12 protein-coding genes are annotated in these 13,101 nt (G+C 67.2%); all 12 read left to right on the top strand.

Going from position 1 to position 13,101, the window contains the following annotated elements; genetic code table 11:
• Window positions 1-65 precede the first annotated feature (65 nt).
• The 12 genes from QTI66_RS05465 to QTI66_RS05410 all read left to right on the top strand — a co-directional run bounded on the left by QTI66_RS05465 (window position 66) and on the right by QTI66_RS05410 (window position 13,074).
• Entirely contained in the window at window positions 66-998 is a 933-nt protein-coding gene (locus QTI66_RS05465) for a UPF0280 family protein (RefSeq protein ID WP_286557990.1), read from the top strand.
• 21 nt (window positions 999-1,019) lie between these two features.
• Complete coding sequence (locus QTI66_RS05460) at window positions 1,020-1,664, top strand: amino acid synthesis family protein (RefSeq protein ID WP_286557989.1); 645 nt, start codon at window positions 1,020-1,022, stop codon at window positions 1,662-1,664.
• Window positions 1,665-1,689: 25 nt separating this feature from the next.
• Entirely contained in the window at window positions 1,690-2,274 is a 585-nt protein-coding gene (locus QTI66_RS05455; protein WP_286557987.1) for an amino acid synthesis family protein, read from the top strand.
• 49 nt (window positions 2,275-2,323) lie between these two features.
• A complete protein-coding gene (locus tag QTI66_RS05450; protein WP_286557985.1) occupies window positions 2,324-3,526 on the top strand; it encodes an ABC transporter substrate-binding protein in 1,203 nt (400 codons plus the stop codon).
• A gap of 170 nt (window positions 3,527-3,696) precedes the next feature.
• Window positions 3,697-5,613: an ABC transporter permease gene (locus tag QTI66_RS05445; protein WP_286557983.1), complete on the top strand. Its 1,917-nt coding sequence runs from the start codon at window positions 3,697-3,699 to the stop codon at window positions 5,611-5,613.
• On the top strand, window positions 5,610-6,392 hold the full coding sequence (locus tag QTI66_RS05440) for an ABC transporter ATP-binding protein (protein WP_286557981.1): 783 nt from the start codon (window positions 5,610-5,612) through the stop codon (window positions 6,390-6,392). Before QTI66_RS05445 ends, QTI66_RS05440 begins: the two co-directional genes overlap by 4 nt.
• A complete protein-coding gene (locus tag QTI66_RS05435; protein WP_286557979.1) occupies window positions 6,389-7,120 on the top strand; it encodes an ABC transporter ATP-binding protein in 732 nt (243 codons plus the stop codon). The genes QTI66_RS05440 and QTI66_RS05435 overlap by 4 nt, the downstream gene beginning before the upstream one ends.
• Before the next feature lie 18 nt (window positions 7,121-7,138).
• A complete protein-coding gene (locus tag QTI66_RS05430) occupies window positions 7,139-7,603 on the top strand; it encodes a (2Fe-2S)-binding protein (RefSeq protein ID WP_286557977.1) in 465 nt (154 codons plus the stop codon).
• Window positions 7,600-11,367, top strand: coding sequence for a molybdopterin cofactor-binding domain-containing protein (locus tag QTI66_RS05425; protein ID WP_286557975.1), 3,768 nt, complete (start codon window positions 7,600-7,602; stop codon window positions 11,365-11,367). Before QTI66_RS05430 ends, QTI66_RS05425 begins: the two co-directional genes overlap by 4 nt.
• Before the next feature lie 152 nt (window positions 11,368-11,519).
• Window positions 11,520-11,966, top strand: coding sequence for an ester cyclase (locus QTI66_RS05420; protein ID WP_286557974.1), 447 nt, complete (start codon window positions 11,520-11,522; stop codon window positions 11,964-11,966).
• Window positions 11,963-12,586 carry a TetR/AcrR family transcriptional regulator gene (locus QTI66_RS05415; RefSeq protein WP_286557972.1) on the top strand — a complete coding sequence of 208 codons (624 nt, stop codon included), beginning with the start codon at window positions 11,963-11,965 and terminating at the stop codon, window positions 12,584-12,586. The genes QTI66_RS05420 and QTI66_RS05415 overlap by 4 nt, the downstream gene beginning before the upstream one ends.
• Complete coding sequence (locus QTI66_RS05410; RefSeq protein ID WP_286557971.1) at window positions 12,583-13,074, top strand: c-type cytochrome; 492 nt, start codon at window positions 12,583-12,585, stop codon at window positions 13,072-13,074. The genes QTI66_RS05415 and QTI66_RS05410 overlap by 4 nt, the downstream gene beginning before the upstream one ends.
• The last annotated feature ends 27 nt before the right edge of the window (window positions 13,075-13,101 follow it).

Below are 13,101 nucleotides of genomic sequence, written 5' to 3'. Positions count from 1 at the left end.
GAGGAGGAGGAGAGGCTCGCCTTGGCGCGGCCCGGCGGCGGCCGCATCGCCATGGATTCAGCACCGTGAGCGCGCAACGCACCCTCCTCGATGGCGGCCGCTGGCATTGGAACCACGGCCCGATCGACATCGTCGCGCAGGCCGACGGCGACGCGGCGACCGTGCAGCGGGCGCACGAAGATGCGTGGCTTCGCTTTCGCGGCATCCTCGATGAACTGGTGGCCGAGTTGCCCCTGTTGCGCCAGCCCGTGGGCGCGCAGCACGCACTCGCTGGCCCCATCGCTCGACGCATGTGGGAGGCCTGCGCAGAAGTCCGTGCGGCGGCCGGCTCGCCCTTCATGACGCCCATGGCAGCCGTGGCCGGCTCGGTCGCGCAGGAATTGATTGCATGCTACGCGCGACCCGGCATCGAACGCGCGTGGATCAACAACGGCGGCGACATTGCAATGCATTTGGCGGCAGGAACGTCGGCGCGCGTGGGCGTGTTCTCCGACCTGGCGCGCTTCGACTGGCGCGACGCCGGCCCCGTCGTCACCGACGGCCAGTTCGACATCGCCGCACACGTGCCGGTGCGTGGCGTGGCCACCAGCGGCTGGCGTGGACGCAGTTTTTCGCTGGGCATTGCCGACAGCGTCACCGTCCTCGCCGCGACGGCCGCGCTGGCCGACGCGGCAGCAACCGTTGTCGCGAACGCCGTCAACGTCGACGATCCCGCCATCCACCGCTTGCCCGCCAACGAATGCAAGGACGACAGCGACCTCGGCGACATCCCGGTCACCGTGGACGTCGGCGCATTGGAGGCAGCACAGGTGCATCGCGCACTCGACGCCGGCGCAGCGAGCGCACGGTGCTTGCAGCGTGCCGGACTGGTGTGGTCGGTGGCGCTGGTGTGCCAAGGCCAATGGCGCGTCATCGAACCCTTATGCTCGACGACTGCCGATGGTGCTGCGTTGGTCCGGACGACGCAGCGCACCGCAATTGGTTCGGTATTTGCTTAACGAAAAGCAAGGCTTCAATCCATGATCGAAATCCGTCGCGTGTTCACCCAGGTCGAACACATCCATCACGAATTCGGACCGCGCGCCGGGAAGCCGCTGGTGCGCGGTGCCATCGGCGCGGTGCTGACCAACCCTTACGCGGGCCGCTACGAGGCCGACATCCTGCCGATGATGACCCTGCTCGACCCGGTGGGCGTCGACATGGCGCATCGCCTGCATGCCGCGATGGACGTGCCCGTCGAAGACATCGCCACCTACGGCAAAGGCGCCATCGTGGGCGCGGCCGGCGAACTGGAGCATGGCGCGCTGTGGCACGTGCCCGGCGGCTATGCCATGCGCGAACTGCTTGGATGGAAGGGCGATCGCAACGCCTACCGGCAGGGCAAGGCCGAAGAGAAGAAAGCAGGGCAGCCCGGCAACGCCCTGTCCATCGTGCCCTCCACCAAGAAGGTGGGTGCGCCCGGCACGACGCTCGACGTGCCACTGACCAACATCAACGCCAGCTACGTGCGCGGCCAGTTCGACGCCATCGAAGTGCGCGTGCCGGGTGCGCCGGCCGCGGACGAGATCGTGTTCATCCTGGCGATGAGCACGGGCTACCGGATTCATGCGCGCGTGGGTGGCCTGCGCGCGGAAGACATTTCAAAGTGGGACGGCCTGCGCTGAGGCGCGCCACGGCAAAGGAGAACTGATGAAATCGAACATTCGCAAACTGGTGGTGCAGGTGGACGAGACGCGCATGGAGATGGGACAAGCCATCGATCCGCCCACGCGCCGTGCCGTGGCCATTGCCGTCATCGAGAACCCTTATGCGGGTCGCTACAGCGAGAACCTCGACGAGTTGATCGCCATCGGCGAAGAACTCGGCGGCCTGCTGGGCGACAAGTGCATCAAGGCGCTGGGCATCGAGCGCGGCGCCGCGCAAAGCTACGGCAAGGCGGCGATCGTGGGTGAGTCGGGCGAGCTGGAACACGCCGCGGCGATCCTGCATCCGAAGCTCGGCGCGCCCTTGCGCGTTGCAGTGGAGAAGGGCGCGGCGCTCGTGCCCTCGGCCAAGAAGCGCGGCACGCTCGGCACCGCCATCGACGTGCCGCTCGGCCACAAGGATGCGGCCTTCGTGCGCAGCCATTTCGATGCGATCGAAGCGCGTGTGTCCGATGCACCGCGCGCCAATGAGATCGTCGTCGCCGTCGCAGTCACCGACAGCGGACGGCCGTTGCCGCGCATCGGCGGCCTGCAAGTCAGCGAGATCAAGGGCGAAGATGGCTTGCGATAGCCATCGCTCCAACTCACAATTTTTTCAGTAGTCCCCCAGGAGTCTTTCAATGAATCCATTGCGTCAAGTCTTCACCGCGACGGCTGTTGTCTCGCTTGCCACCGCCCTCGTTCCCGCGCATGCGCAGGGCGTGATCAAGATCGGCGAGGTAAACAGCTACAAGGCGCAACCCGCCTTTCTCGAGCCCTACAAGAAGGGGATGGAGCTGGCCGTCGAGGAAATCAATGCCAAGGGCGGCGTCAACGGCAAGAAGATCGAGCTGATCACGCGCGATGACAACGCCAACCCCGGCGACGCCGTGCGCGTGGCCGAAGAACTGGTGGCACGCGAGAAGATCGACGTGCTCACCGGCACCTTCCTGTCCAACACCGGCCTTGCAGTGGCGGACTTTGCCAAGCAGAAGAAGTTCTTCTTCCTGGCCGGCGAGCCGCTCACCGACAAGATGACCTGGCAGGGCGGCAACGCCTACACCTTCCGCCTGCGCCCGGGCACCTACATGCAGGCCGCAATGCTGGTTCCTGAAGCGGTCAAGCTCAAGAAGAAGCGCTGGGCCATCGTGTACCCCAACTACGAATATGGCCAGTCGGCCGTGGCCGCGTTCAAGGCGCTGCTGAAGGCGGCGCAGCCGGACGTCGAGTTCGTGGCCGAGCAGGCCCCGCCGCTGGGCAAGGTCGATGCGGGTGCGGTCGCGCAGGCGCTGGCCGACGCCAAGCCCGATGCCATCTTCAACGTGCTCTTCGGCGCCGACCTCTCGAAGTTCGTGCGCGAAGGCAACACGCGCGGCTTGTTCAAGGACCGCGCCGTCGTCAGCGTGCTGACGGGTGAACCGGAGTACCTCGACCCGCTGAAGGATGAGACGCCCAACGGCTGGATCGTGACCGGCTACCCGTGGTACGGCATCCAGACGCCCGAGCACAAGGCCTTCTTCCTGGCGTACCACGAGAAGTTCAAGGACTATCCGCGCCTGGGTTCGGTGGTGGGCTATTCGATGATCAAGTCTGTCGCGGCCGGCATCACCAAGGCCAAGAGCACCGAGACGCCGAAGCTGGTGGAAGCCTTCAAGGGCCTGCAGGTGGACACGCCCTTCGGCAAGATCAGCTACCGCGCGCAGGACCATCAATCGACCATGGGCGCCTTCGTCGGCAAGACGAAGAATGACGGCGGCAAGGGCGTGATGGTGGACTACGTGTACCTCGATGGCGCGAAGTTCCAGCCGACCGACGCGGAGATCAAGAAGGTCCGCGCGGATTGAGGCTCGCCCCCGGGCTGCGCGACACTTCGTGTCGCTCCGCCAACCCCCTGCAGGGGGCAACACCAGCGGCCCGGCAAAGCCGGTTCCGCGGTGTTTCCCGAACAGGCGCCGCGTTCGCGGCGGCCCTTGACTGAATCACAACCACGAACGACGCTGCGAGGGATTCCTGAATGAGCTTTTCCGGGTTTATCGTTCAGTTGCTCAATGGGCTTGCTGGCGCGTCGTCGATGTTCCTGGTGGCGGCGGGCCTTTCATTGATTTTCGGTGTCACGCGCATCGTCAACTTTGCCCATGGGTCGTTCTTCATGGTGGGCATTTATGTGGCCTACACGATGGTGGAACGGCTGGGCACGGGGCTGGGGTTCTGGCCCGCGCTGCTGCTGTCGGCGGTGGCGGTGGGCATCCTTGGCGCGTTGATCGAGATGACGCTGCTGCGGCGCATCTACAAGGCGCCGGAGCTGTTCCAGCTGCTCGCCACCTTTGCGCTGGTGCTGGTCATCAAGGACGCGGTGCTCTACCTGTGGGGGCCGGATGAACTGCTGGGGCCGCGGGCGCCGGGGCTGTCGGGCTCGGTCGAAATTCTCGGACGGCAATTCCCGGCCTATGACCTGTTCCTGATCGTCGTCGGCCCCGTGGTGCTCGGCCTCTTGTGGCTGCTGCTCACGCGCACGCGCTGGGGCACGCTGGTGCGGGCGGCGACGCAAGACCGCGAAATGGTCAGTGCGCTCGGCGTCAACCAGGCCTGGCTTTTCACGGCGGTGTTTGCCTTGGGCGCTCTGCTGGCGGGGCTGGGCGGTGCGCTGCAACTGCCGCGCGAGCCCGCCACGCTGGAGATGGACCTCAACACCATCGGCGCCGCTTTCGTCGTCGTGGTCGTCGGTGGCATGGGTTCCATTCCGGGTGCCTATGCGGCGGCGCTGCTCATCGCGGAGATCAAGGCGGTGTGCATCTGGCTGGGCGTGGTGGAGGTGTTCGGCTTCACCATCTCCTTTTCCAAGCTCACGCTGGTGGTCGAGTTCCTGGTGATGGCGGTCGTTCTGGTCGTGCGGCCCTGGGGCCTGTTTGGCCGGCCGCAGGCGCCCAGTCGCTACGTGGGCATGCAGGAAGAGCCGCTGCGCAAACCGGGCCGGGCCTACCTCGCGGCGGCCACGGCGCTGGTCATTGCGTTGGCCGCGTTGCCGTCGCTCACGGTCGATTCGCCGTACACCGTGGTGCTGGCCATCGACCTGCTGATCGCGGCGCTCTTTGCCGCGAGCCTGCACTTCATCATGGGGCCGGCCGGCATGCACTCCTTCGGGCATGCGGCCTACTTCGGGCTGGGCGCCTACGGCTCGGCGCTGCTGGTGCGCGCGAGCGGAATGCCGATGGAACTCGCGCTCATCGTCGCGCCCTTCGTGGCCGCGGTGGGCGCGTTGATCTTCGGCTGGTTCGCGGTGCGGCTGTCGGGCGTGTATCTCGCGATGCTCACGCTGGCCTTTGCGCAGATCACCTGGGCCATCACCTATCAATGGGACAGCTTCACTGGCGGCAGCAACGGGCTGACCGGTGTGTGGCCGTCGACCTGGTTGTCGGACAAGAGCGCCTATTACTACCTCACGCTGGTGCTCGTGTGCATCGGCATCTTGTGGCTGCGGCGCGTGCTGTTCTCGCCCTTTGGCTACACGCTGCGTGCGGGGCGCGATTCGTTCTTGCGCGCTGACGCCATCGGCATCGACGTGAAGCGCATGCAGTGGTCGGCCTTCGTCATCGCGGGTGCCGCGGCGGGCTTGGCGGGTGCGCTTTATGCCTTCTCCAAGGGAAGCATCTCGCCGGAGTCACTGAGCGTGGGCAAGTCGGTCGACGGGTTGGTGATGGTGCTGCTCGGCGGCATCCAGACGCTCGCGGGGCCGGTGGTGGGTGCCGTCACCTTCACCTGGCTGCACGACACCGTGGCGCGCAACACCGACTACTGGCGCGCGATGCTGGGCGCGATCATCCTGATTCTGGTGCTGCTGTTCCCGCAGGGCATTGCGGGCTTCGCCAAGCAGCTGTTCGACAGGCGCCGCGCCGATCCTGCGGTGCCGGCGGCCAAGGAGGTGGCGCCATGAACCAGCCGCTCCTCCAGGTCGACAACCTCGGCAAGTCCTTCGGCGGCGTCAAGGCCGTGGACGGCATCACCTTCGACCTCGCCGCGGGCGAACTGCTGGCGCTCATCGGGCCCAACGGCGCGGGCAAGTCGACCACCTTCAACATGGTCAACGGCCAGCTCAAGGCGGATCAGGGTTCGATCCGCCTCGGCGGCGATGAACTCGTGGGCCGCAAGCCACGCGAGATCTGGCGCAAGGGTGTTGGGCGCACCTTCCAGATCGCGGAGACCTTTGCATCGCTCACGGTCGTGGAGAACGTGCAGATGGCCTTGCTGTCGCATGACCACAAGCTCTTCTCGACCTGGCGGCGCGCAGCCGACCACAAGCGCGACGAAGCGATCGCGCTGCTCGACCAGGTCGGCATGAAAGCGCAGGCCGACCGGCCCTGCAGCGTGCTCGCGTACGGCGACGTCAAGCGCGTGGAGCTGGCCATCGCGATGGCCAATTCACCCAAGCTGTTGCTGATGGACGAACCCACCGCCGGCATGGCGCCGAAGGAGCGCAATTCGCTCATGGCGCTCACCAAGCAACTGGTGATCGAGCGCGGCATGGCGGTGCTGTTCACCGAGCACAGCATGGACGTCGTCTTTGCCTACGCCGACCGCATGATCGTGCTGGCGCGAGGCAGGCTCATCGCGCAAGGCAAGCCGCTGGAGATTCGCGACCATCCCAAGGTGCAGGAGGTCTATTTCGGAACGGGCAAGACCTTCGAGCCCAAGCCTGTGGGAGCGTTGGCATGAATCAAGGCACCCTCCTCGAAGCCAAGTCGCTGTGCGCGTGGTACGGCGCCGCGCAGATCCTGTACGACGTCGATCTGGAAGTGCGACGCGGCGAAGTGGTTGCGCTCATGGGCCGCAACGGTGCGGGCAAGTCGACCACGCTCAAGGCCATCATCGGCATGCTCGCCAAGCGGCGCGGCGCGATCCGCTTCCTGGGCCACGACATTTCGAAGAGCGAACCGCATGTGGCCGCGCGACTGGGCCTCGGATTCGTGCCGGAAGACCGCCGCGTGTTCACGGACCTCACCGTCACCGAGAACCTCGAAGTCGGCCGGCAGGCCGCGCGCCACTGGGCCGATGGCAGCGCCGCGCCGCTGTGGACGCCGGAGCGCCTGTACAAGCTCTTTCCCAACCTCGGCGAAATGCCCAACCGCCCGGGGGGCCGCATGAGCGGCGGCGAGCAACAGATGCTCACCGTGGCGCGCACGCTCATGGGCAACCCCTACCTCGTGCTGCTCGACGAGCCTTCCGAAGGCGTGGCGCCTGTCATCGTCGAGCAGATGGCCAACATGATCATCGAGCTGAAGGCGCAGGGCGTGAGCATCCTCTTGTCGGAGCAGAACATGCACTTTGCCGAGCTGGTGTCCGACCGCGCCTATGTGCTTGAAAAAGGGCAGATCCGTTATCAGGCATCGATGACCGAACTGGCGGCCAATGACGAAGTGCGCCGCAACTACCTGAGCGTCTAGGACATGGCGGCGCTTGCAATGGTTGTCAACGCACGAGCGGTCGATCTGGACGTTCCGCGCGAAGCCAGCCTGCTCCACATCCTGCGCAACGACCTGCAACTCAACGGCCCGAAGTTCGGCTGCGGCCTGGGCCAGTGCGGTGCGTGCACGGTGTGGGTCGATGGCGTGGCGGCGCGCGCCTGTGTGATTCCCGCGCACGGCGTCGCGGGCCGCGAGATCACCACGCTCGAAGGCCTTGGCACGCGCGAGCGCTGGCATCCCGTGCAGCAGGCCTTCGAAGACGCGCAGGCAGCGCAGTGCGGCTATTGCCTCAATGGCATGGTGATGCAGGCCGCCGCGCTGCTGGCGCGCGATCCGCATCCGGGCCTGCAGAAGATCCGGGACGAACTGTCTGGCAACCTGTGCCGTTGCGGCACGCACATCGAGATCCTGAAGGCGGTCGAGGCTGCCGCTGCCTCGGTCGGCGGAGACCGTCCCACTTGACGACGCAACGCGCCCACCTGCCACGCACCCGCGCCGAATTCCTCGGGGCCGATGGCGTGTTGCTGGTGGTGCGTGAAACGCCCGTCGCCCCGCCTCCCGCCAAAGGGCAACCGCAGTTCATTGCGGCCGATCCAGCGGAGGGCCCGGAGATCCTGCTGGCCGTCTGGAGCGACGGCCGCGTCACGGCCCTCAACGGCCATGTCGACCTTGGCACGGGGCTGCGCACGGCGGTGTCGCAGATCGTCGCGGAAGAACTCGACGTGCCGCTCGCGCAAGTCGACATGGTGCTGGGCGACACGGCACGCGTGCCCAACCAGGGCGCCACGATTGCGAGTGCGTCGATCCAGATCCACGCCGGCCCGTTGCGTTTGGCGGCCGCGCAGGCGCGCGCCTGGCTCATCGAGCGTGCGGCCGAGCAACTCGGCATCCAGCCTTCGCTGCTGAAGGCGAGCGATGGCCGCGTTCACGCCGATGGCGACGGCGCCCACGGCATCGACTTCGGCGCACTGGTCGCGGGCCAACGCACCGTGCTGCAACTGGCGACGGAGACGCCCGTCAAGCCGCCCGATCAATACCAGGTCGTCGGCACCTCAGCGCCGCGCGTGGACATTCCTGCCAAGCTCGCCGGCGAACTGGTGTTCGTGCACGACATGCGCGTGCCCGGCATGCTGCACGGCCGCGTGGTGCGTCCGCCCTATGCGGGCGCGGACCACGGCGAGTTCATCGGCAACACGCTGGAATCGGTGGACGAATCGTCCATTGCGCACATCCCCGGGATTCGCGCCGTTGTCGTGATCCGCGACTTCGTGGGCGTGGTGGCCGAGCGCGAGGAGCACGCAGAGCAGGCCATGCGTGAATTGCGCGTGGTGTGGAGGCCATGGCCCGGCATGACCGCGCTCGGCGATGTCGAAGCCGCGCTGCGCGCCAACCCATCGACGCAGCGGCTCCTGGTGGACGAAGGTGACGTGGACGGCGCGTTGCGCGGTGCCGATCAATCGATGCCACGCACCTACGTGTGGCCTTACCAAATGCATGCATCCATCGGCCCGTCGTGCGCGCTGGCCGACTGGCTTGGCGATGACGGCGCAGAGGGCGTGCACGTGCGCGTCTGGGCCGGATCGCAAAGTCCCCACGTGCTTCGCAACGATCTCGCGCGCCTGCTGGCGCTGGAAGACGTCGAGGTCGACGTCATCCGCATGGAAGCCGCCGGCTGCTACGGACGCAACGGCGCCGACGATGTCGCTGCCGACGCGGCGCTGCTGGCACGCGCCGTCCGCGCGCCGGTGCGCGTGCAACTCACGCGCGAGCAGGAGCACGCGTGGGAGCCCAAGGGCACGGCGCAACTGATGCAAGTCAACGGGGGACTGCGCGCAGACGGCAGCGTGGCCGCCTACGACTTCGAGACCTCGTACCCGTCGAACGGCGCGCCGACGCTGGCCTTGCTGCTCACGCGCACCATCGAGCCGGTGGCGCAGGCTTTCGAGATGGGCGACCGCACGGCCCGCCCGCCGTACGCGTACGAGAACCTGCGCGTCAAGGTCAACGACATGGCGCCCATCGTGCGGGCGTCGTGGCTGCGCGGCGTGTCGGCGCTGCCGAATTCGTTCGCGCACGAGTCCTATGTGGATGAACTGGCGACGGCCGCGGGTGTCGATCCCGTCGCGTTTCGCTTGCGGCATTTGCATGATCCGCGCGCCGCCGAACTGGTGCAGGCCACGGCGCAAAAGGCCGGCTGGCGCATGCGCACCGGCCCGCAGGAAAACGCCGATGGCGGATTGGGTCCGGGCGGCGACATCCTGTTCGGCCAGGGCTTTGCCTATGCGCGCTACGTGCACAGCAAATGGCCGGGTTTCGGGGCCTCGTGGGCGGCGTGGGCGGCAGACGTCGAAGTCAACAAGAAGACCGGCGAAGTGCATGTGAGGCGCGTGGTCGTCGGGCATGACGCGGGGCTCACCATCAACCCGTTGGGTGTCGAGCATCAGGTCCACGGCAACGTGGTGCAGACGACCAGCCGCGCGTTGAAGGAGCAGGTGCAGTTTGCGCCGGCATCGCCATCCGGCGGAGGCGCGCAGTTGCCTGGCGTGCTGCCGACGGGCGTGGTGGCGAGCCGTGAATGGGGCAGTTATCCGATCATCGATTTCCGGGAAGTGCCGGTCATCGAGGTGCTGCAGATGCCGCGGCCCGGCGAGCCGCCGCTGGGGGCGGGGGAGTCGGCTTCGGTGCCCGGGACGGCGGCGATTGCCAACGCGATTTTCGATGCGACGGGCGTGCGGTTCCGCAGTCCGCCGTTCACGCCCGAAGTCGTTCGCGCCGCCCTGAATTCACTCCCTCCCCCTCCGGGGGAGGGCGGGGGTGGGGGCACGCAGCGCTCAGATGGTGACGCCGTCGTGCCCCCATCCCAACCTTCCCCCGGAGGGGGAAGGAGCAATTCGCCAGCCTGGCCAAAGCGCCGCGGCCTTTGGGCAGGCGCCACGGCCCTGCTCCTGGGCTCGCTCGGCGCCATCGCCGGCCTGCTCGGCTGGCGCCCCTCCATCGCCCCCGTGTCCCTCACCGCCCCCGTCTACAGCGAAGCCACCATCGATCGCGGCCGCGTGCTCGCCGCCATGGGCGATTGCGCCGTCTGCCACACCGCGCCCGGCGGCGCAGCCAACGCCGGCGGCCGTGCGATGGAAACGCCCTTCGGGACCCTCTACAGCACCAACCTCACGCCCGACGCCCAGACCGGCATCGGCCAATGGTCCTTCAGCGCCTTCCAGCGCGCGATGCGCGAAGGCGTCTCGCGCGACGGCCATCGCCTGTATCCCGCCTTTCCGTACACGGCTTTTGCCAAAACCAGCGACGACGACCTGACGGCGCTGTACGCCTACTTCATGTCCCAGGCGGCCGTGCGCTTCGAAACGCCGCCCTCGCAACTGCGCTTTCCGTTCAGCGTTCGCCCGCTGATGGGTTTCTGGAACGCGATGTTCCACGACGCCAGCGTGTACGAGAACGTGCCAACGCAAAGCGCTGAATGGAACCGCGGCGCTTACCTTGTCAATGGACTGGGCCACTGCGGCGCCTGCCACACGCCGCGCAATGCCATGGGCGCGGAGCAGGGGGGCAAGGCCTTCCTGACGGGCGCCATGGTCGAAGGCTGGGAAGCGCCTGCGCTCACCGCGCGCTCGACGGCGGCGGTGTCGTGGACGGGCGAAGACTTCTACCGCTATCTGCGCAACGGCCACAGCCCCCGCCACGGCATCGCCGGCGGTCCGATGGCGGAGGTGGTGCGCGAACTGGCGGCGGTGCCGGATGCAGATATCCGTGCCATCGCGACCTATCTCGCGTCTTTCAACGCGCCTGTGACGCAGGCCGATGTGGAGGAGCAGGCGCGTCGGGCCATTGAGAACGCGCAGAAGCTGCAGCCCGCGCCAGGCCCCGCGCAACGCCTGTTCGACGGCGCGTGCTCCGCCTGCCATCACGACGGCAAGGGGCCCACGCTGCTGGGGGTCAACACGCCGCTGGCGCTCAACAGCAATCTGACGAGTGGGCGGCCGGACAACCTGCTGCGGACCATCCTGGACGGCGTGCGCGAACCTGCGTCGCGTGAGGTCGGGTTCATGCCTGCGTTCCGCGACGCGCTGGATGATCGGCAGATTGCGGACCTCGCGCGCTACATGCGTGCCCGCTTCGCGCCGCAGGAACCTGCATGGCGCGACCTTGAACAAAGCGTTCGCGCCATGCGCGCACAAGGGCCCTTGGCGGGCCACCAGCGCCACGGCGAGTAGCCATCCGCCCAGCCTGTTTTCCCGCGCCGCCTGCGCAGCGGCGCCAGAAAAGTCACGCCGGTTGACATTTCACTTCCACACACCATAATTCTCTTCATGAGATTTTTGTCTCATGAACGTGAGCCCTCCCTTCCGCCAAGAAAGGACCCGCCATGCCACTCACCCCTCATGAAATGGACCGCAAGCTCGACGAGCATTTCGCCTTCGAGGCGCGCGACGACGTCACCGGCGTGCTGGCCACGCTGACGCCCGACGTCGAGCACGACGTTGTCGGCTGGCCCACCGGCCCCAGCCAGGGGCGCGAGGGTGCGCAGCCCTTCTACGAAGCCTTGTTCGCCGATCTCGCCCACGGCGAGGTCAAGTCCCTGCGCCGGCTCTATGGCCACAACTTCATGGTCGACGACTCGCTCTGGAGCGGCACGGCGCCCGGACAGCCCTTCGGTCTCCAGGGGCAAGGCCGGCCCTTGAGTTTTCGCCTCCTTCACGTCATCGAGTTCACCGACGCAGGCCAGATCCGCCGCGAGAACGTGTGGGTCGACATGGCCGCTGTCATGCAGCAGCTTCCGCCGCCACAGCCGGCGACCGCCGCCGCGCCATGACGCAGCCGGATCTGCGTCACCAGCAGAAGCAGCGCACGCGCCAGGCCATGCTGCATGCGGCGGCAGAACTCATGCGGCAGGGCGGCAAGCCCACGCTCGAAGAGGTGGCCGCGCAGGCGATGGTGTCGCGCGCCACCGCCTATCGCTATTTCCCCAAGGTCGAGACGCTGTACCTGGAGGCGTCGATCGACGTCGATACGCCGCATGCGGACCAGATCCTGTCCGGCGTGCCCGCCAACAACCCTGTCGCGCGGCTGGAGCGTGTCGACGACGCCTTGCACGCCATGACGCTGGCCAACGAAGTGCCGCTGCGCATGATGCTGGCGCAGTCGCTGGAACGCAGCGCGCGCGGCGAGGTCGACGACCAGTTGCCCGCGCGCCAGAACCGCCGCTCGCCGCTCATCGACGCGGCGCTCGGCCCCTCGATCGATCGCTTCACGCCCGCGGCGCTCAAGAACCTCAAGCATTCGCTGGCGCTGGTCATGGGCCCCGAAGCCATGATCGTCTTCAAGGACGTGCTGCGCCTGGACGACGGCCAGGCACGCAAGGTCCGCCGCTGGGCCATTCGCGCCCTGGTCAACGCTGCTTTGCCAACCACCAAAGAGGAGAAGTCGCCATGATGAACAAGCCCCCGAAAGCCATCGCCGCACTGCTGCTGCTCATGGGCGCAGCGACAGCGGCCTTCGCCCAATCCGCTGCGGTCAGCAAGCCGCCCGCCAAGCAGTTGGAGCGCGGCCGATACCTGGTCCAGATCGCCGGCTGCAACGACTGCCACACCCCCAACTACGCGCCGCAGAACGGCAAGGTCGACGAAAAGCTCTGGCTCACGGGCGACGCCGTGGGCTGGGCCGGCCCGTGGGGCACGACCTATCCCACCAATCTGCGCATCCTGCTGGCCGGCATGAGCGAGCAGCAATGGCTCCATCACGCGCGCAATATGGAACCGCGCCCGCCCATGCCGTGGTTCAACGTCCGTGCGATGAGCGATGCCGACCTGAAGGCCATCTACGCGTTCACGCGTTCGCTGGGCACGGCGGGCGCGCCGGCACCGGCCTACGTGCCGCCGGGCACCAAGGCGGCCGGTCCCGTGATCCAGTTTCCGCAATGAACTGAACAGCATCCTCGAAACCCCTTA

This window comes from Variovorax brevis (assembly GCF_030317105.1).
In the GTDB taxonomy this organism is placed as follows: Bacteria; Pseudomonadota; Gammaproteobacteria; order Burkholderiales; family Burkholderiaceae_C; genus Variovorax; species Variovorax brevis.
The sequence above is the reverse complement of the archived record's forward strand: the minus strand, read 5'-3'. Positions and strand labels throughout refer to the sequence as shown.